This window comes from Streptomyces sp. NPDC034103 (assembly GCF_055575395.1).
Window position 1 is genome coordinate 469707 of sequence record NZ_JBVISS010000005.1, and the last position, 20636, is coordinate 490342.

At 72.3% G+C, this 20636-nt stretch carries 17 protein-coding genes and 1 pseudogene; 6 read left to right on the top strand and 12 right to left on the bottom strand.

The features are described from left to right. Positions 1-44: 44 nt before the first annotated feature. From ACZ56U_RS13900 to ACZ56U_RS13925, 6 genes are all read right to left on the bottom strand, one after another. Positions 45-2720, bottom strand: coding sequence for a SpoIIE family protein phosphatase (locus tag ACZ56U_RS13900; RefSeq protein WP_469084231.1), 2676 nt, complete (start codon positions 2718-2720; stop codon positions 45-47). Positions 2721-2981: 261 nt separating this feature from the next. Beyond that, complete coding sequence (locus tag ACZ56U_RS13905) at positions 2982-3419, bottom strand: ATP-binding protein (RefSeq protein ID WP_469084232.1); 438 nt, start codon at positions 3417-3419, stop codon at positions 2982-2984. A 165-nt stretch (positions 3420-3584) separates the two neighbouring features. Continuing rightward, on the bottom strand, positions 3585-3980 hold the full coding sequence (locus ACZ56U_RS13910; RefSeq protein ID WP_469084233.1) for a (deoxy)nucleoside triphosphate pyrophosphohydrolase: 396 nt from the start codon (positions 3978-3980) through the stop codon (positions 3585-3587). Between the two features lie 21 nt (positions 3981-4001). Then, positions 4002-4196: an SPOR domain-containing protein gene (locus ACZ56U_RS13915; protein ID WP_391243638.1), complete on the bottom strand. Its 195-nt coding sequence runs from the start codon at positions 4194-4196 to the stop codon at positions 4002-4004. 368 nt (positions 4197-4564) lie between these two features. Beyond that, positions 4565-5317 (bottom strand): GntR family transcriptional regulator, encoded by a 753-nt coding sequence (locus ACZ56U_RS13920; protein WP_469084234.1) that lies wholly within the window; start codon positions 5315-5317, stop codon positions 4565-4567. A 147-nt stretch (positions 5318-5464) separates the two neighbouring features. Further along, entirely contained in the window at positions 5465-6619 is a 1155-nt protein-coding gene (locus ACZ56U_RS13925) for a DUF4190 domain-containing protein (RefSeq protein ID WP_469084235.1), read from the bottom strand. A gap of 501 nt (positions 6620-7120) precedes the next feature. Between ACZ56U_RS13925 and ACZ56U_RS13930 the strand changes: the two genes are divergently transcribed. Continuing rightward, a complete protein-coding gene (locus ACZ56U_RS13930) occupies positions 7121-7291 on the top strand; it encodes a hypothetical protein (protein WP_469084236.1) in 171 nt (56 codons plus the stop codon). 6 nt (positions 7292-7297) lie between these two features. Here the strand turns inward: ACZ56U_RS13930 and ACZ56U_RS13935 are convergent, their stop codons facing one another. Next, positions 7298-8854: a S8 family peptidase gene (locus ACZ56U_RS13935; RefSeq protein WP_469084237.1), complete on the bottom strand. Its 1557-nt coding sequence runs from the start codon at positions 8852-8854 to the stop codon at positions 7298-7300. Between the two features lie 177 nt (positions 8855-9031). Here ACZ56U_RS13935 and ACZ56U_RS13940 point away from each other — a divergent pair, with 177 nt between their 5' ends. Next, positions 9032-10138, top strand: a complete 1107-nt coding sequence (locus tag ACZ56U_RS13940; RefSeq protein ID WP_469084238.1) for a threonine synthase — start codon at positions 9032-9034, stop codon at positions 10136-10138. 103 nt (positions 10139-10241) lie between these two features. Here ACZ56U_RS13940 and ACZ56U_RS13945 read toward each other — a convergent pair. Together ACZ56U_RS13945 and ACZ56U_RS13950 are read right to left on the bottom strand one after the other, a co-directional pair. Next, positions 10242-12381, bottom strand: a pseudogene (locus ACZ56U_RS13945) (DEAD/DEAH box helicase). 186 nt (positions 12382-12567) lie between these two features. Then, entirely contained in the window at positions 12568-13398 is an 831-nt protein-coding gene (locus tag ACZ56U_RS13950; protein ID WP_469084239.1) for an oxidoreductase, read from the bottom strand. Positions 13399-13478: 80 nt separating this feature from the next. On the opposite strand from ACZ56U_RS13950, the gene ACZ56U_RS13955 reads away from it, so the two are divergent. Further along, positions 13479-14387, top strand: coding sequence for a LysR family transcriptional regulator (locus ACZ56U_RS13955; RefSeq protein ID WP_469084240.1), 909 nt, complete (start codon positions 13479-13481; stop codon positions 14385-14387). 91 nt (positions 14388-14478) lie between these two features. Further along, positions 14479-15381, top strand: coding sequence for a squalene/phytoene synthase family protein (locus tag ACZ56U_RS13960; protein ID WP_469084241.1), 903 nt, complete (start codon positions 14479-14481; stop codon positions 15379-15381). Positions 15382-15532: 151 nt separating this feature from the next. On the opposite strand, the gene ychF is transcribed toward ACZ56U_RS13960, so the two are convergent. Next, on the bottom strand, positions 15533-16621 hold the full coding sequence (ychF, locus tag ACZ56U_RS13965) for a redox-regulated ATPase YchF (RefSeq protein ID WP_469084242.1): 1089 nt from the start codon (positions 16619-16621) through the stop codon (positions 15533-15535). A gap of 196 nt (positions 16622-16817) precedes the next feature. On the opposite strand from ychF, the gene ACZ56U_RS13970 reads away from it, so the two are divergent. Next, positions 16818-17348: a DUF6542 domain-containing protein gene (locus ACZ56U_RS13970; RefSeq protein WP_469084243.1), complete on the top strand. Its 531-nt coding sequence runs from the start codon at positions 16818-16820 to the stop codon at positions 17346-17348. A 6-nt stretch (positions 17349-17354) separates the two neighbouring features. Here ACZ56U_RS13970 and ppgK read toward each other — a convergent pair whose 3' ends face one another. Then, entirely contained in the window at positions 17355-18098 is a 744-nt protein-coding gene (ppgK, locus tag ACZ56U_RS13975) for a polyphosphate--glucose phosphotransferase (RefSeq protein WP_469084244.1), read from the bottom strand. A gap of 29 nt (positions 18099-18127) precedes the next feature. Beyond that, positions 18128-19138 carry a 4-hydroxy-3-methylbut-2-enyl diphosphate reductase gene (locus ACZ56U_RS13980; protein WP_469084245.1) on the bottom strand — a complete coding sequence of 337 codons (1011 nt, stop codon included), beginning with the start codon at positions 19136-19138 and terminating at the stop codon, positions 18128-18130. Positions 19139-19254: 116 nt separating this feature from the next. Here ACZ56U_RS13980 and ACZ56U_RS13985 point away from each other — a divergent pair, with 116 nt between their 5' ends. Continuing rightward, positions 19255-20628 carry an APC family permease gene (locus tag ACZ56U_RS13985; protein ID WP_469084246.1) on the top strand — a complete coding sequence of 458 codons (1374 nt, stop codon included), beginning with the start codon at positions 19255-19257 and terminating at the stop codon, positions 20626-20628. The last annotated feature ends 8 nt before the right edge of the window (positions 20629-20636 follow it).

Genomic DNA, 20636 nt, shown 5'->3' on the forward strand with positions numbered 1-20636 from the left:
CGCGCGGCACGCAGGACCGGCCCGCGGTTCACACGGGGGCGGCCTCAGAACAGGCTGAGCAACGCCTCCGCGGGGTCCGTGAGCCCGGTCTCCCCGTCCGGCAGCGGCAGTTCGAACCACACGGTCTTCCCCCGCGGCGTGCGGCGCGAGCCCCACGCGGCGCTCAGCAGCCCCACGAGCTGCAACCCGCGGCCGCCCTCGTCCGTGTCCCGCGCCCGGCGGCGGCGAGGCTGGACCAACCCCGAGTCCCACACCTCGCACACCAGCGTCCGGTCCAGCAGCAACCGCAGCCTGATCTCGCCCTCGCCGTACCGCAGCGCGTTCGTCACCAGCTCGCTGACCAGCAACTCCGTCGTGTCGACCAGCGCCTCCAGGCCCCACGACTGCAGCTGCCCGCGCGCGTGCTCCCGGGCCCGGCCCACACTGCGCGGCTCCCGCGGCAGCGTCCAGTCGCCCACGGAGTTCGCGGGCAGCCCCTGGACGCGGGCCATCAGCAGGGCGATGTCGTCCTCGCCGTGGTGGCTGTCGAGGGTGTTGAGGACGTGGTCGCAGACGTCCTCCAGGGGCGCTGAGGGGTCGGTGAGCGCTCCGACGAAGGCCTGGAGCCCCTCGTCCAGGGGATGATCGCGGCTTTCGACCAGTCCATCCGTGTAGAGCGCGAGCAGGGCGCCTTCGGGTAGTTCGACCTCCACCTCCTCGAAGGGCTCGCCCCCGACACCGAGCGGCATGCCCGGCGGCACGTCGAGCATGAGCGCCGCCTCGCCGGGTTCGACCAGCGCCGGCGGCAGATGGCCCGCGTTGGCGAAGGTGCACCTTCTGGTCACGGAGTCGTAGACGGCGTAGACGCAGGTCGCGAGGTACACCTCGGACAGGTCCGCCTCGCGGGGCCGGCGGGCCGCACGGGTGGCCTGCTGGACACCGCCGGGGGCGCCGAGGCCGCGCGCGATCTCGTCCAACGCGCTCAGCACCTCGGCGGGTTCGAGATCCAGCAACGCCAGCGTCCGTACGGCGGAGCGCAGTTCGCCCATCGCCACCGCCGCGCGCAGTCCGCGGCCCATCACGTCGCCGACGACCAACGCCGTGCGGTGACCGGGCAGTTCGATGACGTCGAACCAGTCGCCGCCGACCTCGCTGGGCCGGTCGGAGGAGGAGTTGCCCGGCAGATAGCGGCAGGCGATGTCGAGGCCGGAGGCGACCGGGTCGCCCGGGGGCAGCAGGGACCGCTGGAGCATCAACGCCCGCTCGTGCTCACGCCGGTACAGCCGGGCGTTGTCGATACAGACCGCCGCCCGCGCCGCCAGCTCCACCGCCAGATCCCGGTCCCGGTCCCCGAACGGCTCGCTGCCCTTGGTCCGGGCGAACTGCGCGAGTCCTACGACGGTGTCGTGGGCGACCATCGGCACGGCCAGCGTGGACTGCACCAGGCCGCCCTCCTCGGCCGGGATGAGCTGCGGGCGTGCGGTGCGCAGGGCGTCCGCGCAGGGCGAGTTGAAGGGGTAGTGGTGGACGGCGCCGACCGAGACGGGCGGGCCCGAGCCGATGAAGGGGGCGTCGGAGACGGCGCTGGCGAAGGCGACCCGGCGCAGTTCCGCACTGCCGTCGGCGAGGCCGGGCGGGGTCTCGTCGCCGGCCAGGAGGCCCTGGTAGAGGTCGACGGTGGCCAGGTCGCAGAAGCCGGGGACGACCACGTCGAGGAGTTCGCGGGCCGTGGTCTCCAGGTCGAGGGAGTTGCCTATGCGGGCGCCGGCCTCGTTGAGGAGGGCGAGATTGCGCCGGGCGGCGGCGGCCTCGCGGGCGGCGGCGCGGCGGGCGGTGATGTCGGTGCCCAGCCAGGCGATGCCGATGGGCCGGCCCGACCCGCTGCGCACCCGGTAGAGGTTGATGGACCAGTGGCGGCGCTCGTCGGAGCCCGGCAGGAAGCCGGTGACGTGCATGTCCGTGATGGAGTCGCCGGTCTCCAGGACCCGGCGCAGGGTCGCGGTGACCCGCTCGGCCTCGGCGCGCGGCAGATAGTCGTGGACGCCCTTGCCCCGGTGGTCGTCCGGGCTGCCCCCGAAGAGCGAGGCGAATCGGTAGTTGACGCGACGGACCCGCAGGTCGGGGTCGATCAGCACGAATCCGAAGGGAGATTGACCGAAAATCGCCTGCGAGGCGGCGAGGTCGGTCTCGATGCTCCGCAGCGTGCGCACATCGACGACGATGCAGACCGCGGCCTTCTCCCCCTCCTCGGTCCGCGTCGGCATGACGTAGACCTCGGCGAGGCCCTCGCGACCGCACTCGCCCTCGTGCGGCGCCTTCGGCGCGGGCACCCGGAAGGGGACCACCCCGGTCCACTCGCGGCCGTCCAGGATCTCGGCCATCTTGCGCTGGCCCTGCGCCCGCAGGTCCGGGTCGATGAACGCCTCGATGGGGTCCATGCCGACGGCGTGCTCGGCGGGGATCCCGAAGAGCTGCTCGGCGCGCAGACTCCACTGGTCGACGAGCCCGTCCGGGCCGATGGAGAAGGACGCGACCTTGATGTAGTCGTAGATCGAGCCGGGCGGACTGCTCTGCCATATCGCGTCGCCCGGCGGCGGCCCGTCCGGGATCCCGGGGGAGGCCAGGCGTGTCCCACCCGTGGCGTCAGGCGTCGCGGCCGCCGCGGCATCACCCGCGGCCTCCGTCCTCGCGCCGCCCGACGGGTCCTCGGACTCCGTGGCCTTCGCTGGTATCTCGCTCACGCGAACCGTCCCCTCCAGCTCACCGCGTCCGGCACCGGTCACCGGCAGCGGCTGCCCGCAGTATCCAGCACTACGGCGCCGCACAACACGGTGTTCACGATCACAGCACGGTCCCAGCGTTTTTTGGACCGCACCGCGACAACACTTCCAGTCTTCTAACCAGCCAACACGCTGTCGAACCCCGTCCTCCGGCAACCGCCAGTGGCCTGAACCAGCCCGTGGACAGCGCGGCTCGGGCCGTACACCTCGTACGACCCCGGCTCATCGCGGCACCGTGAGCTCGAACCACACCGTCTTGCCCGCCTCGCCGGGTCGGGTGCCCCAGCGGCGCGAGGAGTGGGCGAGGAGTAGCAGGCCCCGGCCGCTCTCGTCCTCGGGGCGGGCCACCCGTTCGCGGGGCGGGTCCGGGAGCGGGTCGGAGACCTCGACCAGCAGCGCGTCACCGAGGCGGGTGGGACGTACCAGGCGTACGCCGATGGGGCCGGTGGCATGCCGCAGCGCGTTGGTCACCAGCTCGCTGACCAGCAGGGCGGTGATGTCGGCCACGCTGTCCAGGCCCCAGGCGCGCAGCCGGCCGCGAACGGCCGCGCGCGCGGCACGTACGGCGCCGGGGTCCGCGGGAAAGGTCCACTCGGCGCAGCCGCCTTCGGTGTCGATCACGCCGATCACTTCCCCGGCCACACCCATGTCCGGTTTCATGGGGTTAATGGGCACATACCCGATATCAAGGGCCTGGTACCGCGCATGAAGGCGCGTTGTGGTGCGAACGGCGTATCGCGGGGCGCCCCGGGGGTCGGGGATACGGATCGCGTGCGGGGGCGGGCCGCGGGGGGCGGCGATACGGTCCCCGCATCCCTGGGTCAGCTAGAGGCGAGCGGCGACACTCCGGACCGCCGGCACGTCCTGGTCCAGCCAGTCCACGCTCCAGAGCTGCTCCCCGGTCAGCCAGCGGAGGTCGTCGTGGTCCTGGAGGGGCTTGGGGTCAGGTGAGCCGGGAAGCAGGCGCGCCGTCCAGACCTGTAGGACGTACGGGGGTCTCAGCGGCCACTCCCCCGGGACGCGCTCCTCCACCTCGGTCTCGACGCCCAGTTCCTCCAGCAGCTCCCGCACCAGGGCCGCCTGGGGCGTCTCGCCCGGTTCCACCTTGCCGCCCGGCAGCTCCCAGCGGCCGGCCAGTTCGGGGGGCGCGCTGCGGCGGGCGGCGAGGAGGCGGCCGGCGTCAAGGAGGGCGGCTCCCACCACCACGATCCGTTCGGTCATGGACCGGAGCCTACTGGTGGGTCAGTTCGCGGTGGCGCTGCCGCCGTTCTGCCCGATGCGCTCGACCCAGTACAGCTGCCTGTGTCCGCGGTCGTCGAGACTGTCCGCGATCTTCTGGGCCTCGGCCCGGGTGGCGTACCGGCCCACGCGGTAGCGGTTGCCGTTGTCGTCCTGCCGTATGACCAGCCAGGGGAGAGTGATCGTGCCGTCGTTCATCGCGCCTCACCGCCCCTTCCCGCCCGGGCCCGCCCGAGTCCCTCCCCCAGCCTTCGGCCGGGGGGACCCCCATCTCGCTTCGCTCGCGGGTCTCGCCGCGCCCCGCCCGCTAAGGAAACCGCATTCCGCATATGCCCGAGCCTACGCCTAACCTTCACGCAGCGGATACGGATTCTCACAAAGAGGTACGCAACCAGCCAGAACGCAGGGGGCGCACGTCGTCGAACGCGCCGTGCGGAGCAGGGAACGCATCGGGTCAGGGCGGTCTACGCGCGCCCGGGACGACCTGCGAGAACGGCCAGATTCCAACGCCGGTCCCCTGACCACCGGTTGGGTGGGGACGGGGGCAACTGCCGTAGCGGCGTGCGCTACTTCACCGGGAGGTGGTAGGCGACCCGGTAGCGGTCCGCCGGGATCACCACGTCGGCCGTCTCCACGGGGCGGCCGGAGGCGTAGAAGGTGCGGTGGACGACCACCACGACATGACCGGGGACGCCACCGAGTGCGAGCAGCTCCTCGGCGAGCCCGGGGCGGGCGCCGACCTCCTCGGTGACGTTGTCCACGATCACGTCGATGGCCGCCATCCGCTCGACGACGCCCATCCCGCCGAGCGGGCCCTCCTCGGGCAGCATCACGGGGGTGCGGCCGGTGAGAGCGAGGGGCTCCCAGGAGGTGGAGAGCATCATCGGCTCGCCGTTGTCCCGGTAGACGTACTTGGTGCACATCACGCGGTCGCCGGGCCGGATGGCGAGGCGGTCGGCGACGGCGACGCTCGCCTCGGTCTGGGCGCTGCTGGACGACCAGGTGCCGCGCGCCTCGACGTCGGCCTGCTCCTGCCGGAAGGGTGTGGCCCCGCCGTCCGGACGGAAGCCGGAGCGGGCGATCCGGCGGGGCACGGGACGCTCGCGCACATAGGTCCCGGAGCCGGAGCGGCCCTCGACCAGCCCCTCGGCCATCAGCACCTTGCGCGCCTCCAGGGCGACGGTGTCCGAGACTCCGTACTCCTCGCGGATTCTGGCCTGGGAGGGCAGCCGGGTGTGCGGTGGCAGCGAGCCGTTGGCGATCTTCTGGCGGAGATCACCCGCGACACGCAGATACGCCGGCTGCTCACCGAATGTCACTGGCCGCTCCCATCAGGTTGTACAGACAGCAACAGCGTGGCAACCGTGGGTTCCGAGACGCAAGCAAAGGCCAGAGAATCACTCGATGTAGTGACATGTGCCCGCGTCAGGCTTTACGCAGGCACTTTCTCCCCGGTATAGCGGTGATCACACATCGAGTTCTCCGGCACCCCCGCCGCCACCGCCGCCGTCGCCCTCCTCGTCGTACGACGGCACGGTCGTGGCCAGGCCCAGAGCTTCGCGGGCGGTGACGGTCGTCTTGCCGTCCACGAACTCGTAGCCGGCGTCGTAGTGCTCGTAGTACGTGTCGGCGTCCCCGGCGTCCGCCGCCTTCGCCCACTCCTCGCGGGCGTCCTCCATGTCCTTCACCAGAGCGGCGACGGGCCGCTCGGCCGCGGCGGACCAGGAGCGGCCCCGCAGTGCCTCGGCCTGCTCACCGAGCACGGTGTCGACCTCGGCCGCCCAGTGCGTGTTCGCCCGCAGGTCGTCCTCGGCGTAGTCCTCGGGCTCGTCGAACAGGATCGTGTCGAGGGCGTTGGATGCCGTCAGGAAGGCCTGCTGGTCGGCGTCGAGGGTGGTGGCGTCGTTGCGCAGCGAGCCGGTCAGGCTCTTGTCCTCGTCGGTGTTGCCGAACAGGCAGGTGATCTCGCGGTCGCCGAAGGACCAGCTGTCCTCGGACGGCACCAGGTAGTAGACGTCCACGTCCTCCGGCACGGCCCAGGCGTCCATGGCATAGGTCTCCTGGAGCGCGTAGCACCGGTCGTCGGCGGTGTCCTCGATCGCGCTGTCGCCGGGGAAGGCGCCGCCGGGGAGCTTGACGACGGCGAAGACCTCGCCGTGGTGCGCCTTCGCGCAGGGCACCTCGTCGACGTCGTAGGTCTCGCCCGTCAGGGATCCGGTGCCGGAGTCGAAGCAGTCGCCCTTCTTGAGCGAGTAGGCGCTGCCCTCGCCCTTCGCGGCGTCCTTGAAGCCGTCCCAGAAGTCGGTGGCGGCGCCGGTCGTGAGCGACAGGGCCCACAGGACCAGGCCGACCGAGGACAGCACGGCGCCAGCGACCGCCATGCCCTTGCCGCGCTCGCCCCTCTTCCTGATCTGGCTGAGCGCGATCAGGCCCAGGACCAGGCCGACGGCGGGCAGGAAGCACAGGACGCCGAGGACCAGGGCGGCGATGGCGAGGCCGTTGACGGGCACGGGTTGCGCGTAGCCGCCGTAGCCGTAGCCCCAGGGGCCGGGCGGGGTGTAGGGGCCCGGCGGGTACGGCCCTTGGGGCTGGTGGGGGCCGGGGGGCGGGGGTATGGACACGGGTACCGTGCTCCTGGCTCGGACTGGCGTGAAGAACTCACGTGCGACTGGGCGCATCGTAAGCGCGGCGTGAGCGGGGGCGGAACGGCGGTCACGAATGCGACGATCCGGGCGGTGAACGGCCTGACCGGCCGCTGGGCGCCGCATGTCGCGGACGCGACCAGGCGACCCTGGACAGGTGGGCCGCCGAGCGAACCGGCGGGGCGAGCGAGCGGCTGCCGGTGAGGCTGCGTCCGGACTCTCGCTGGTGCCGGTGAGTACGGACCGGGAGCCGTCCTTCACGGGCGCTCTCGTGCCGTGGCGGGGCCGGGACCGGGCCGGGCTCAGCCGTACCGACCCGGGCCTGGGCAGCGTGGCGGTGGTGCGGACGGCGGTGGGGGGCGGTAACCGAGCCCCGGGGTGCGACGAGGAGTTGACGCCCGGGCAGGTTCTCGTGACCGGGGTGGACATCCTGTCGGGTGCGGTGCGCTGGGGTTCCGGGCGGCGGCGACCTCGTACGCCATGGACTGGCTCGGCTGGGAACCGGAGCCGGAGCACGGGTCGAAGCGGCGGGCCGCGGTCGCCTTCGAGCGCCCCTTCGGCTTCCTCGTCGTGCGCCGCGGGACACGGCTCGTCCTCGCGGCGGGCCGGGTCACCGACCCGACGCCCGTCCGCGAGGACGACCTGCCGTGAGAGGGGCTAGAACTGAAGGGCCCAGGCGTCGATCCGCCCGGTGTCCTGCGCCGCGTTGTCGCTGACCCTCAGCCGCCACGTCCCGGCCGCGACCTCCGAGGAGGCGTTCACCGAGTACGTGGTGTCGATGTTGTCCGCGCTGCCGCCGGTGCCGTACGCCTTGAGGGTGTACGCCGTGCCGTCGGGGGCGATCAGCTGGACCTGGAGGTCACCGATGTAGGTGTGCACGATGTGCACCTCGACGGCCAGGGCGGCGGGCGCGTTGCCCGCGACGCCGGAGACCGTCACCGGGGACTCGGCGGTGGAGTTGTCGGCGATGGCGTAGTCCGCGGTGTTCTCGAAGCGCGGGCCGGGCGGGGTGACCGTGCCGCCGGGCACGTTCAGCAGCCTGTTGGGCGAGCCCGTGCCGGGGCTGGTGACGACGCCGGTGGAGGCGAGGCCCACCAGCGCGGAGGAGACCTGCGCGGGCGTCGAGGACGGGTTGGCCGCCAGGTACAGCGCCGCCGCGCCCGCCACGTGCGGGGTCGCCATCGACGTACCGGAGATGGTGTTCGTGGCGGAGTCGCTGGTGTTCCACGTCGAGGTGATGGACGAGCCCGGTGCGAACAGGTCCAGGGCCGAACCGTAGTTGGAGTAGCTCGCCCTGGCGTCGGTCGACGTGGTGGCGCCCACCGTGATGGCCTCGGTCACGCGGGCGGGCGACCGGGTGGAGGCGTTGGTCGACTCGTTGCCGGCCGCGACGGCGAAGGTGACGCCGGAGGCGATGGCGTTGCGGACGGCCGTGTCGAGGGCGGTGTCGGCGGTGCCGCCGAGGGACATGTTGGCCACGGCCGGCTTGACCGCGTTCGCCGCGACCCAGTCGATACCGGCGACGACCTGGGCGGTCGTGCCGGAACCGGAGTTGTTCAGCACCCGCACGCCGACGATGTTCGCCTTCTTCGCGACGCCGTAGGAGGTGCCGGCGACCGTGCCGGCGACGTGGGTGCCGTGACCGTGGCCGTCCTGGGCGGTGTTGTCGTTGTCGATGGCGTCGTAGCCGTAGCGGGCCCGGCCACCGAAGTCGCTGTGGGTGATGCGGACGCCCGTGTCGATGATGTACGCCGTGACACCCGTGCCGGCCGAGTCCGGGTAGGTGTACGAGTTGTTCAGCGGGAGCGTCTTCTGGTCGATGCGGTCCAGGCCCCAGGAGGGCGGGCTGGGCTGGGTCGCCGCGATGGAGAAGGTGCGGTTCTGCACGACGGAGGCGACGGCCGGGTCGGCGGCGAGACGTTTCGCCTCGGACGCGGAGGCCTCGATCGCGTAGCCGTTGAGGGCCTTGGTGTAGGTGCGCTCGATGTCGGCGCCGTACGCCTTGGCCAGGGCCCGGCCCTTCGCCGAGCCGGCCTTGATGTCCGCCTCGAGGGTCACGACATAGCTGTCGGCGACCGCGTTCACGGCACCCTCGTACTGGATACGGCCTTCGGGTGCGGCCTCGGCGGGGAGGGCGGAGACGAGGCTCGCGGCGAGCGCGGCGGTCACGGCCGCGCCGAGCACCGCATATCTTCGCTGACGCATCACTGCCATCTGAGGGATCCTCCTCATGGATGGTGCATTGGATGTGAGCATGTCAACTTGCTGTGGGGATGCTGTGCACCCGCCGAAAGATTGAGGCCTCCACAGGAATTGCACAAGGGCCCTGCACCGACGTGACGAACGCGCCGCACACCGTTCATGACACACCGTCACCACTACCCTGCGTCCATGACCCCCCTGCCGGACTGTTACTGCCCCTTGGACGGCACCCGCGTCCCCGGCGGCTCGCTCACCTGGTGTTGCCCCGCCTGCCGCGGCCCCCTCGACCTCGACTTCCACCCGACCCCGGCGCCCCTGAAGTCCCTTGCCGGGCGCGCCAATTCGCTGTGGCGGTACGCCGAGACCCTCCCCCTCGGCGCCCCCACGGTCTCCCTCGGCGAGGGCCGCACCCCGCTGGTCCCGCTCGACCACGGCGTCTCGGCCAAGCTGGACTTCCTGATGCCGACGCTGTCCTTCAAGGACCGGGGCGCGGTACTGCTCGCCGAACTGGCCCTGCGGCTGGAGCCGCGCCGGGTGGTCGCGGACAGCAGCGGCAACGCGGGGACGGCCGTCGCCGCGTACTGCGCACGGGCGCGGCTGCCCTGCACGGTGTACGTCCCCGAGGGCACGTCGGCGAAGAAGCTGGAGCAGATCGGGGCGCACGGGGCGCGGCCGGAAGTCGTCGCCGGGGACCGTGAGGCGGCCGCCGAGGCGGCCCGTGCGGCGGCGGACTCCCCGGGCACGTTCTACGCCTCGCACGTCTTCAACCCGTACTTCCTGCACGGCACCAAGACCTATGTCCACGAACTCTGGGAGGACCTCGGCGGCCGCCTCCCGGACATCCTCGTCCTCCCCGTCGGCAACGGCACGCTCCTGCTGGGCGCGGCCCTCGCCGTCGCCGAGCTGCACGGCGCCGGACTCATCGACCGACGGCCCGCCCTGTACGCGGTCCAGTCCGCGGCTGTGGCCCCGCTGGCCCGCGCCTGGGAGGAGGGCGCGGAGGATCTCGTCGGCGCGACCCCGTCCGCGCCGACCCTCGCCGAGGGCATCGCCGTCCCGCGCCCGCCGCGCGCCCGCCAGATCCTGCGGGCGGTACGGGAGTCGGGTGGCCGGTTCACGACGGTGACGGAGGACCAGATCCGGCACGCCCAGCGGGACCTGGCGTCACGGGGACTGTTCGTGGAGTCGACCGGGGTGGCCTGTTGGGCGGCGGTGCGGGCGGGGGTGCTCGGGGAGCGGGGTGGGGTGGTGCCGTTGTGCGGGGCGGGGGTGAAGTCGGGGTTGGCGGGGGCGTGACTCGGGTGCGGGTGGGGTCGGCCGGGGGTGACCGGCGGTGGCGGGGGCTTCGGTAGGTGCGGTGGGCCGTCGACGTCGGTCCGGTCCGTCCTGGTCGGTGGGGTCAGCCGTCGGCCTCGGCTCTCGTGCCCGTGGCCAGTCTCGCCTGCTCCTCCTCCACGATCCGCCGGGCCAGGCCGCCGTCCGTGACGTCGACCGCGTCGGGGGTCGCGTCGGCGGTGTCGCTGCGGCGGGCGTACGCGTCGAAGAGGCGGTCCTTGTTCTCCAGGATGTGCAGGAGGCGCTCGTCGACACTGTCCGTGGCGAGCAGCCGGTGCACCTGGACCGTGCGGACCTGGCCCATGCGGTGGGCGCGGGCCACGGCCTGGTGTTCCAGGGTCGGCTTGACCTGCGGTTCGCACAGGATGACCACGGACGCGGCCTGGAGGTTCAGACCGACGCCGCCCGCCTGGATCTGGCTGAGCAGCACCGCGTGTCCGTCGGCCGCCGTGAACTCGTCCACCAGCCGCTGCCGGCGGGCGGCGGGCACGTCGCCGGAGATCGGCCCGAACACGCCCTCGCCCAGAGCCTCCCGCACCGCGGCCAGCACATCCCGGAAGTACGAGAACACGACGACCTTCAGGCCGTTCGCCGCCGCCTCCGCCACCAGTTCACGCAGCCGCAGGAGCTTCGCGGACTTCTCGGGGTCGGCGTACGCGGCCCGGCGCATCGCCATGAAGTTCCCCTCGGCGACCGCCGCGCGGTAGGCGTCCGCGTCCGTGGCCGTGAACTCCTCCCATTCGTCGACCTGGAGGAGCGCGGGCAGTTCGGTGAGCACGTCCTGCTGGTTGCGGCGCAGATACGCGGGCGCGACGGATCTGCGGAAGACGTGCGGGCCGGCGACCGCGTCGCTGTCGCGGATCGCGGGAACCAGCTCCGGCCGGAGATGGCGGACCAGGGTGCGGAACTCCTCGACGCGGTTCTCCATCGGCGTGCCCGTCAGGAACAGCACGCGGTCACAGCGGCCGGTCCATGCCGCGACCGATCGGGCGCGGCGGGTGTCGGGGTTCTTGATGTAGTGCGCCTCGTCGACGACGAGCATGCCCGGCTCGACGCCGTCCGGCCCCGGCAGGGTGTGCAGCACGTCGAAGGTGGTCAGGGCGACGCCACCCCGCTCGCGCCACTCGGCGTAGGCCTCCTGCCGGTCCGGTCCGTGCACCGGCAGGGCGCGCAGGGTGCTGCGGGCGCGGATCTCCCGGGTCCAGTTGATCAGGACGCTCGCCGGGCACACCACCAGGAAGTGACTCCGCCCGCCCGCCGCGAGGTGCGCGAGCGCCGCGATGGCCTGGACCGTCTTGCCGAGGCCCATCTCGTCGCCGAGCACGACCCTGCGCTGGGCGAGCGCGAAGCGGGCGCCGAAGGACTGGTAGCCGCGCAACGACACCCGCAGGTGGGTGTCGTCGAGGGGCTGGGCGTGCACCCGCTCGGCCACCTCCGACGGTACGAAGCCCTCGGCGGCGGCCACGTCCGCGCGGTGCTCGGCGATCTCGGCGATCCGGCTGTAGTACTCGGCGGAGCGCAGCTCGAAGTCGACCCACGCCTCGATCTCGGAGGCCGGTTCGCGCAGCAGGTCGGTGGCGGCCTGGGTGAGCCGCAGCCGTACATCCTGCTCGGCCGCCTCGGCCGTCAGCGCGCGCAGTTCCGTGACCGCCGCGAGGGCGTCCTCCCGGCGGCGCCGGCCGGTGACCGCCAGCCGCAGCCGGCCGGTCGCCGGGCGGGCCGCGGGCAGCAGCTCGCCGAGTCTGCGATCGAGCTCCCCGGCCGTCTCCACCGCCCGGCGCAGCTCGGGGCCGGCCTCGACGAGCCGGTACAGCGCGACGACCAGGGCCGCGGTACGGGGTTCGGGGTGGTCGACGTCGATCCGTACGGAGACGGTCTCCTCGACCGCCCGCGCGATCTGCCGGGCGGCGGCCAGCGCCTGGTCGGCGGTCTGGGCGCCGACACCCGGGATCTGCCGCAGCTCGTACCGGCTCGCCCGGTACACCGCGCGCACCGAGGCGAGCCCCGCCGCCTCGACCGCCGCCAGCCGCAGCCGGCCCTCGGTGGCGTCCTTGAGCCGGGAGACCGGGATGGCCTCCAGCTCCTTGTCCACCAGGTCGTCCCGGAGCGGCCCCAGGGCCGAGCGCACCGCGTCGAGGGCGCGGGGTGTGATCGGCGAGCAGCTCACGGGCGACGGTGTGCAACCGGGCGGCCCGCGCGTACAGGTCACGGGCCCTGCGGCCCACGGGCGCGCCGACGTCGTACGGCTCCCGCACGCGGGCCGTCCGCCCGGCGCCCGCCTCTTCGCCCGCCACCATGACCCCCCTCGCCCGCCGTGCCCTCCCCGACGCCTGCCATGGTCGCACCCGGGACTGACAACGCGGCCGGGGTTCGGACGCCGCCGGTACTGATCAGTCGTCGAAGGCCGTCGCGCGTGTGCTCTTCTCCCATGCCACGACGTCCTCGCGGACCTGGTCCAGGTGGCCGAGGACCGCCGTCACGCCGTCGTCGCCGAGCGGGAGGCGGAGCGGGGTGCGGTCGGACCGGAGAGCGGACAGGATGACCGCGGCGGCCTTGGCCGGGTCACCGGGCTGGGAGCCGTCGCCGCCCGCGACGACACCGCGGGTGCCGCTGACCTTGGCGTAGACGCCGCTGTCCGTGCTCGCCCCCGCCCGGTCCGCCTCGAACAGCGAGGTCCTGAAGGCGCCCGGCTCCACGATCAGCACCTTGATGCCGTACTCCTCGACCTCGTCCGCGAGCGCCTCGGACATGCCCTCCAGGGCGAACTTCGTACCGCTGTAGGCGCCGAAGCCCGCGAAGGACATCTGCCCGCCCATGCTGCTCATCTGCACGATCGCCCCGGAGCGCCGCTCCCGCATCGACGGCAGCACGGCACGCACCAGCGCCGCCGGGCCGAAGACGTGCACGTCGAACAGGGCCCGCAGCTCCTCGTCCCCGGTCTCCTCGAAGGCGCCGACGTGGGTGCGGCCGGCGTTGTTGACGAGGACGTCGATCCGCCCGTGCCGCGCCACCACGTCCCGTACCGCCGCCTCGGCGGCCGCCGTGTCGGCGACGTCCAGGCGCAGCGCCTCCACCTGGTCGGGGTGGGCGGCGACCAGGTCGTCCAGTGCCTCGGGCCGGCGGGCGGCGCCCACGACGATGTCGCCGTCGGCCAGCGCCGCCTTTGCGATCTCCCGCCCGAAGCCGCTGCTCGCGCCCGTGATCAGCCAGACCTTGTTCATGTCGATCCCCTTGTCGATCGGTTCACGAACCAGCCTGCTGTGAAAGGCGGTTGCCCGTCCAAGACCCACGGTGATAACCGATGGCTATGACAACGGACGTACACCTACGGGATCTGCGCTACTTCCTGGCGGTGGCCGAGGAACTGCACTTCACGCGCGCGGCCGAGCGGCTGTACGTGTCCCAGCCCGCCCTGAGCAAGCAGATACGGGCGCTGGAGCGGCAGTTGAGCGTGGAGCTGTTCCGGCGCGACCGGCACGGGGTCGCGCTCACGGAGGCGGGTGAGGCGTTGCTGCCGCACGCGCGGCGGGTGCTGGCGGACTGGGCGGCGGGCGCGGCGGCGGTGGAGACGGCCCGGTCGGCGCAGCGCAGCACGCTGGTCGTGGGGATGAGCACCAGCCCGGGCCGCGGCGGACTGCTGCCCGCCATACGGTCCCGTTTCACCGCCGCGCACCCGGAGGCGGTGCTGCGGGTGCGCCAGGTGAGCTGGGAGGACCCCACGGCGGGTCTGGCGGACGGGGACGTGGACGTGGCGTTCGTCTGGCTGCCGCTGCCGGACGCGGGACGTTACGCCTGGACGGTCGTCGCCGAGGAGCCCCGTCTGGTCGCCCTGCCGGACACCCACCCCCTCGCGGCCCGCCCCGAGTTGACCTTCGCCGACCTGTCCGAGGAGCCCTTTCTCGCCCTCCCCGAGAGCGCGGGCCCGCTGCGCGACCACTGGCTCGCCCTCGACGAACGCGCCGGTCGCCCGGTCCGCGTCGGCGCGGAGATCGCCGGCACGGAGGAGACGTACGAGGCCCTGGTCGCCGGCCTCGGCATCTGCCTGGTCGCCGAGGGCAACGCCCCGCTGATCACCCTGGGCGGCGTGGTGACCCGCCCGGTGCACGGCCTCACCCCGACCCGCTACGCCCTGGCCTGGCGCATCGAGGACGGCCGACGACCACTGGTACGGGGGTACGCGGAGGCCTGCCGGGCGGTGGCGGGCGGCTGAGGGGCGTCCGCGCGGCGGAGGCGAGGGGCTGACGGGGCGTCCGCCGGGGGCGCCAAGGGGCCGTCCGCGCGGGGTTGTCTACGATCGCCCCATGAGCGGGTGGACGCGGTCCCTGGACGCCGCGGGGATTCGGGAGCCGGGGCTGCGGAGTGACTACGGGGTCCAGCGGCGGCTGGTGGCGCGGTGTCGGCGTAGTTCGTATCTGGCGGCGCGGGTGCTGTTGCCGCGGCCGATGCTGCCGCACGCGGTCGCGGCGACGGCGGTGATGCACCAGGGGGACGACCTGCTGGACACCGGCCCGAAGGCGCGGCGGGTCACGGCGTGGGCGTCCTGGGAGCAGCGGGTGCGCGAGGTGGTGGCGACGGGGGTGGGCGACGATCCGCTGACCCGCGCGCTGGCCCACACCGTTACCGCGTGTCCCCGGCTCGGGAGGACGGTGGAGGAGTATCTGGCCACCGCCGAGGCCGAGTTGGAGTTCGCCGGCTTCGCCACCGAGGCCGACTTCCAGGCCTACCTGGACGCCTACTCGCTGCCCGCCTTCATGCTGGTCGGCGTGTTGCTGGCGCCGGAGGGCGACGACGGGCGGTACCGGGCGCTGTGCCGGACACTCATCGAGGGCAGCCAGCGGCTGGACTTCGTCAACGACCTCGCGGAGGACCTCCCGCAGGGGCGGCTCGGCATCCCGTCCGAGACGCTGGAGCGCTTCTCCGTCACGGAGGAGGACCTGAGGGCGGGTCATACGCCCCCGGGTCTGGGCGCGTTGGTGGACCACGAGGTCCGCGCGGCCCGGACCGCCCTGGAGGAGGCACGCGAACTGCCCGCCGTCGCCGCACCCGAGGGTCGCGCCCTGCTCAGCGCGGTGATCGACATCGAGCTCCTGACCGCGGACGCGGCGGCGGCGCGCGGACCGGGGCTGCTGCGCGGCTCGGCCGGCCCGTCACCGGTGGGCGTGCTGCGGGTACTGCAGAACGCCCGACGTCAGCGCGCCCGCTGAAACCCCGCCGCCGACAACACCCCGACGCACGCCCACCTCGCGGACCGGACCACCCACGGATGCGCTGCGCCCGCCCCGCGAGCCACAACAGACCCCACCGGGCTCACCCCGGCCCACGAGCCGAAGTGAGCGGCCGGTCGGGCGGTCGGGCTCAGACGTTGAAGCGGAACTCCACCACGTCCCCGTCCTGCATGACGTAGTCCTTGCCCTCCATCCGCGCCTTCCCCTTCGCGCGGGCCTCGGCGACCGAGCCGGTCTCGACCAGGTCGTCGAAGGAGATGACCTCGGCCTTGATGAAGCCCTTCTGGAAGTCGGTGTGGATCACACCGGCGGCCTCGGGGGCGGTGGCGCCCTTCTTGATGGTCCAGGCGCGGGACTCCTTGGGGCCTGCCGTGAGGTAGGTCTGGAGGCCGAGGGTGTTGAAGCCGACGCGGGCCAGTGTCGTCAGGCCCGGCTCCTCGGCGCCCACCGACTCCAGCAGCTCCATGGCATCGGCCTCGTCGAGCTCGGCGAGGTCCGCCTCCAGCTTGGCGTTGAGGAAGATCGCCTCGGCGGGGGCGACCAGGGCGCGCTGCTCGTCCTTGAAGGTCTCGTCGACCAGCTCGTCCTCGTCGACGTTGAAGACGTAGAGGAAGGGCTTGGTGGTCAGCAGGTGCAGGTCGTGCAGGAGCTCCTCGTTGCCGGAGCCCTGGACGATGCCCGCGGAGAACAGGGTGTCGCCCTTCTCCAGGATCTCCTTGGCCGCCTCGACCGCCGCGACCTTCGCCACGACGTCCTTCTTGATCCGCGACTCCTTCTGGAGGCGGGGCAGGACCTTCTCGATGGTCTGGAGGTCGGCGAGGATCAGCTCGGTGTTGATCGTCTCGATGTCGTCCTTGGGCGAGACCTTGCCGTCGACGTGGACGACGTTCTCGTCCTTGAAGGCACGGATGACCTGGCAGATCGCGTCGGACTCACGGATGTTCGCGAGGAACTTGTTGCCCAGGCCCTCGCCCTCGGAGGCGCCCTTCACGATGCCCGCGATGTCCACGAAGTCGACGGTCGCCGGGAGGATCTTCTGGGAGGAGAAGATCTCGGCCAGTTTCGCCAGGCGCGGGTCCGGGACGCCGACCACGCCGACGTTGGGCTCGATCGTGGCGAACGGGTAGTTGGCCGCGAGCACGTCGTTCTTGGTCAGGGCGTTGAACAGGGTCGACTTGCCGACATTCGGCAGACCGACGATTCCGATCGTGAGCGACACGTTGCGACTTCCCGTACGTGAGAGGAGAGGACTGAGGGAGCAGGGCCCGCCCGGTGACACAGGCTCTGCGGGGCCGATCCACCAGTCTACGGCTTGGCCGGACCCGCCCCCGCGATCCGTCGAACACATGGCCAAGCTCCGCCCCTCGGCGTGTCTGAGAGACGATTCTGCATATAAACCGTCCTAAGTTGGTCCAGTGGAGCAACACAGGACGCGACCCCCGCACATCCGAGCACGCCGCGAGACGCCTTCCCTGCCCCCGCAGGCGGCCCGCGGCGGGCGCCGTCCGACGGCGGCCGTACGGCGGCCCGCTCCCCCGGTCGTGCAGGCGGTGCGCCGCTTTCCCAACCCCCGGCTCACCGGCCTCGGCGGCGGGCTGTTCTGCGGCGCCGCGATGTTCCTGCTCGGCTCGCTCGACGCGCTGCTGTTCGGATCGTCGCCGACGGTCTACGGGGTGCTGTTCCTGCCGGTCTGCGCGCTGACCGCGGTCTGGATACGGCGAGGCGACCTGGCGACGGCACCGGTGGTGGTGCCGATCGCCTTCGCCGTGGGCGTGCTGCCGGTGGCCGACGGCGACGGGTTCGGCAGCCGGCTGATGGGGCTGGTGACGGCCCTCGCCACCCAGGCCGGCTGGCTGTACGGCGGGACGCTGATCGCCGGTCTCATCGTGACCGTACGCAGGATCCGGCTGCTGAACCGCAGGCGCCGGGCGAACGGCCGGGCCTAGGCCGGCCTAGTCCTTGGCCGCCTGCATCGCCGCGCCCACGATCCCCGCGTTGTTCTGGAGCTGCGCCGGGACGATCTCGGCCTTGATGCCCTCGATGTAGTGCAGGAACTTCTGGGACTTGCGGCTGACGCCGCCGCCGATGATGAACAGCTCGGGCGAGAAGAGCATCTCGACGTGGGCGAGGTACTTCTGGACGCGGTGCGCCCAGTGCTCCCACGACAGGTCGCCGTCCTCCTTGGCCTTGCTGGAGGCGCGCTTCTCCGCGTCGTGTCCGTGCAGCTCCAGGTGGCCCAGCTCGGTGTTGGGGACCAGGACGCCGTCGACGAACAGGGCGCTGCCGATACCGGTGCCGAAGGTCAGCAGGAACACCGTGCCCCTGCGGCCGTGCCCGGCGCCGAACTCCATCTCGGCGACGCCCGCCGCGTCCGCGTCGTTGACCACCGTCACCGGCAGACCACCGAGCCGCTCGCTGAACAACGCGCGCGCGTCCTTGTCGATCCAGTCCTTGTCGACGTTGGCCGCCGTACGGATCGTCGCCCCGCCCGTGACCACACCCGGAAACGTGAGCCCGACCGGCCCCGTCCAACCGAAGTGGTCGACGACCTCCTTCACGCCGTCCGCCACCGCGTCCGGGGTCGCCGGGTGCGGGGTGAGCACCTTGCAGCGCTCCTGAGCCAGGTCGCCCTTGGCCAGGTCCACAGGGGCACCCTTGATCCCGGACCCGCCGATGTCCACACCGAAGATCTGCATGGCTCTACGTTACGTCGGACGACCGACAGTCACTCGACTGCGGTGCCCTTACGCTCCGCGACCAGCGCCGCAGCCTCCTCGCGCAGGTCCCGGCGGAGCTCCTTGGGCAGCGAGAAGGTGATGGACTCCTCGGCCGCCTTGACGAGTTCCACGTCGCCGTAGCCGCGCTGGGCGAGGTACTCGAGGACCTCCTCGACGAGGATCTCCGGCACCGAGGCGCCGGAGGTGACGCCGACCGTGGTCACGCCCTCCAGCCAGGCCTCGTCGATCTCGCTGGCGAAGTCCACCAGGTAGGCCTCGCGGGAGCCGGCCAGCTTGGCGACCTCCACCAGCCGCTTGGAGTTGGAGGAGTTGCGGGAGCCGACCACGATGACCAGCTCGGCCTCGGCGCCCATCTGCTTCACCGCGAGCTGACGGTTCTGCGTGGCGTAGCAGATGTCGTCGCTCGGCGGGGAGATGAGCTGCGGGAACTTCTCCTTCAGGGCGTCGACGGTCTCCATCGTCTCGTCCACGCTCAGCGTGGTCTGGGACAGCCACACGACCTTCGACTCGTCGCGGACCTCGACCTTGGCGACGTCGTCGGGGCCGTCGACCAGGGTGATGTGGTCGGGGGCCTCGCCGGAGGTGCCGATGACCTCCTCGTGGCCCTCGTGCCCGATCAGGAGGATGTCGTAGTCCTCGTTGGCGAAGCGGACGGCTTCCTTGTGGACCTTGGTGACCAGCGGGCAGGTCGCGTCGATGGTGGCGAGCTTTCCGCGCGCGGCCTCCTCGTGGACGACGGGGGCGACGCCGTGCGCCGAGAACATCACGATGTTCCCCTCGGGGACCTCCTCGGTCCGCTCGACGAAGATCGCGCCCTTCTTCTCCAGGGTCTGCACGACGTACTTGTTGTGGACGATCTCGTGCCGGACGTACACCGGAGCGCCGTACTGCTCCAGGGCTTTCTCGACGGCGATCACGGCGCGGTCCACGCCCGCGCAGTAGCCCCGGGGGGCGGCGAGCAGGACACGGCGGCCAGGCGAAGCAGTCATGCGTCCCATCGTAAGGCCGCGCTCGACGCGTCAAAGATCGCGTGGCGGGTGAGACTGGCCGGGAAGTGTGAAGGGCGGGGAGCCCGCGACGGCAGACGACGGACGATGCACCGGCGGAGGCACCGATGTCCGAGACGGCGACGACGGCGAGGACCGCCGAACCCGGTGACGGCCTGCGGCGCAGCCTCGGCTTTCGGGATCTGGTGGTCTACGGGCTGCTTTTCATCGCTCCCATGGCGCCCGTCGGCGTGTTCGGCACGCTCGACGCCCGGTCGCACGGGGCGGTCGCGCTGGTCTATGTCGTGGCCACGGTCGCGATGGCGTTCACCGCTTTCAGTTACGCGCAGATGGTGCGGGTCGTCCCGCGCGCGGGCTCGGTGTACGCCTACGCGCGCGTGGCGCTCGGCAAGGAGGTGGGGTTCGTCGCGGGCTGGATGGCGATGCTGGACTACCTCCTCATCCCGGCGGTCGCCTACCTCTTCTCCGGTATCGCGATGAACGCGCTGGTCCCGGAGGTGTCGCGGTGGGTGTGGACGGCGGTCGCGGTGGTCGTCACGACCCTGCTGAACCTGTGGGGCGTACAGGTCGCGGCCCGGGTCGGCTTCCTGGTGCTGGCGATGGAGATCGTGGTCCTGCTGGTGTTCGTGGTCAGCGCGGTCGTCGTCCTCGCGCGCGACGGTGCCGAACGCGGGTGGCTGTCGCCGCTGTCCGGCGACGGCACACAAGGGGCGTTCGCGCTGTCCGCGGTGATCGGGGCGGTGTCGATCGCGGTGCTGTCGTATCTCGGCTTCGACGCGATCGCGTCCTTCGCGGAGGAGGTCACCGGCGGGTCGGCGAAGGTGGCGCGGGCGGTGCTGTTCTGTCTGGCGCTGGCCGGTGTGCTGTTCGTGGGGCAGGCCTATCTGGTGGCGCTGCTGGAGCCGGTGTCCTCGGCGCAGCTCGCGGCCCGGCCGGAGCAGCAGGGGTCCGCCTTCTACGACGCCGTGGACGCGTCGGTGGGGACGTGGTTGCACGACCTGGTGGCCGTCAGCAAGGCGATCGGCGCGGCGTTCGCGGCGCTGGCGGGACAGGCGGCGGCCGGGCGGCTGCTGTTCGCCATGGGGCGGGACCGGCGGCTGCCGCGCGCGCTGTCGAGGACGGACTCGGGCGTGCCGCGCGTGGCGCTGCTGTGCGCGGCGCTCGTCACGCTGGTCGCGGCGGTGTGGGCGGCCCGCCGGGGCGACGGGATGGACCACCTGGTGTCGGTGGTCGACGTCGGTGCGCTCACGGCGTTCACGCTGCTGCACGCGAGCGTGGTGGGGTGGTTCGCGGTGCGGCGGCGGGGCGGGGCGGTGAGCTGGTGGCGGCATGTGCTGGTGCCGGTCCTCGGGGCGGCGATCACGGTGGCCGTGATCGTGGAGGCGTCGGGGGCGGCTCAGGTGGTGGGGGCGGTGTGGTTCGTGCTCGGACTCGGGGTCCTGTGGGGGCAGCGGGGGCGGCGCGGTCCCTCCGAGGCCTGACCGGTGTT

Excerpts from the sequence above, each read along its gene's own strand:
- ACZ56U_RS13980 (WP_469084245.1), bottom strand. The coding sequence starts at position 19,138 with ATGGGACGCATGACTGCTTCGCCTGGCCGCCGTGTCCTGCTCGCCGCC.
- ACZ56U_RS13935 (WP_469084237.1), bottom strand. The coding sequence starts at position 8,854 with ATGGCAGTGATGCGTCAGCGAAGATATGCGGTGCTCGGCGCGGCCGTG.
- ppgK (WP_469084244.1), bottom strand. The coding sequence starts at position 18,098 with ATGCAGATCTTCGGTGTGGACATCGGCGGGTCCGGGATCAAGGGTGCC.
- ACZ56U_RS13960 (WP_469084241.1), top strand. The coding sequence starts at position 14,479 with ATGAGCGGGTGGACGCGGTCCCTGGACGCCGCGGGGATTCGGGAGCCG.
- ACZ56U_RS13955 (WP_469084240.1), top strand. The coding sequence starts at position 13,479 with ATGGCTATGACAACGGACGTACACCTACGGGATCTGCGCTACTTCCTG.
- ACZ56U_RS13915 (WP_391243638.1), bottom strand. The coding sequence starts at position 4,196 with ATGAACGACGGCACGATCACTCTCCCCTGGCTGGTCATACGGCAGGAC.
- ACZ56U_RS13985 (WP_469084246.1), top strand. The coding sequence starts at position 19,255 with ATGTCCGAGACGGCGACGACGGCGAGGACCGCCGAACCCGGTGACGGC.
- ACZ56U_RS13950 (WP_469084239.1), bottom strand. The coding sequence starts at position 13,398 with ATGAACAAGGTCTGGCTGATCACGGGCGCGAGCAGCGGCTTCGGGCGG.
- ACZ56U_RS13940 (WP_469084238.1), top strand. The coding sequence starts at position 9,032 with ATGACCCCCCTGCCGGACTGTTACTGCCCCTTGGACGGCACCCGCGTC.
- ACZ56U_RS13930 (WP_469084236.1), top strand. The coding sequence starts at position 7,121 with ATGGACTGGCTCGGCTGGGAACCGGAGCCGGAGCACGGGTCGAAGCGG.
- ACZ56U_RS13905 (WP_469084232.1), bottom strand. The coding sequence starts at position 3,419 with ATGAAACCGGACATGGGTGTGGCCGGGGAAGTGATCGGCGTGATCGAC.
- ACZ56U_RS13910 (WP_469084233.1), bottom strand. The coding sequence starts at position 3,980 with ATGACCGAACGGATCGTGGTGGTGGGAGCCGCCCTCCTTGACGCCGGC.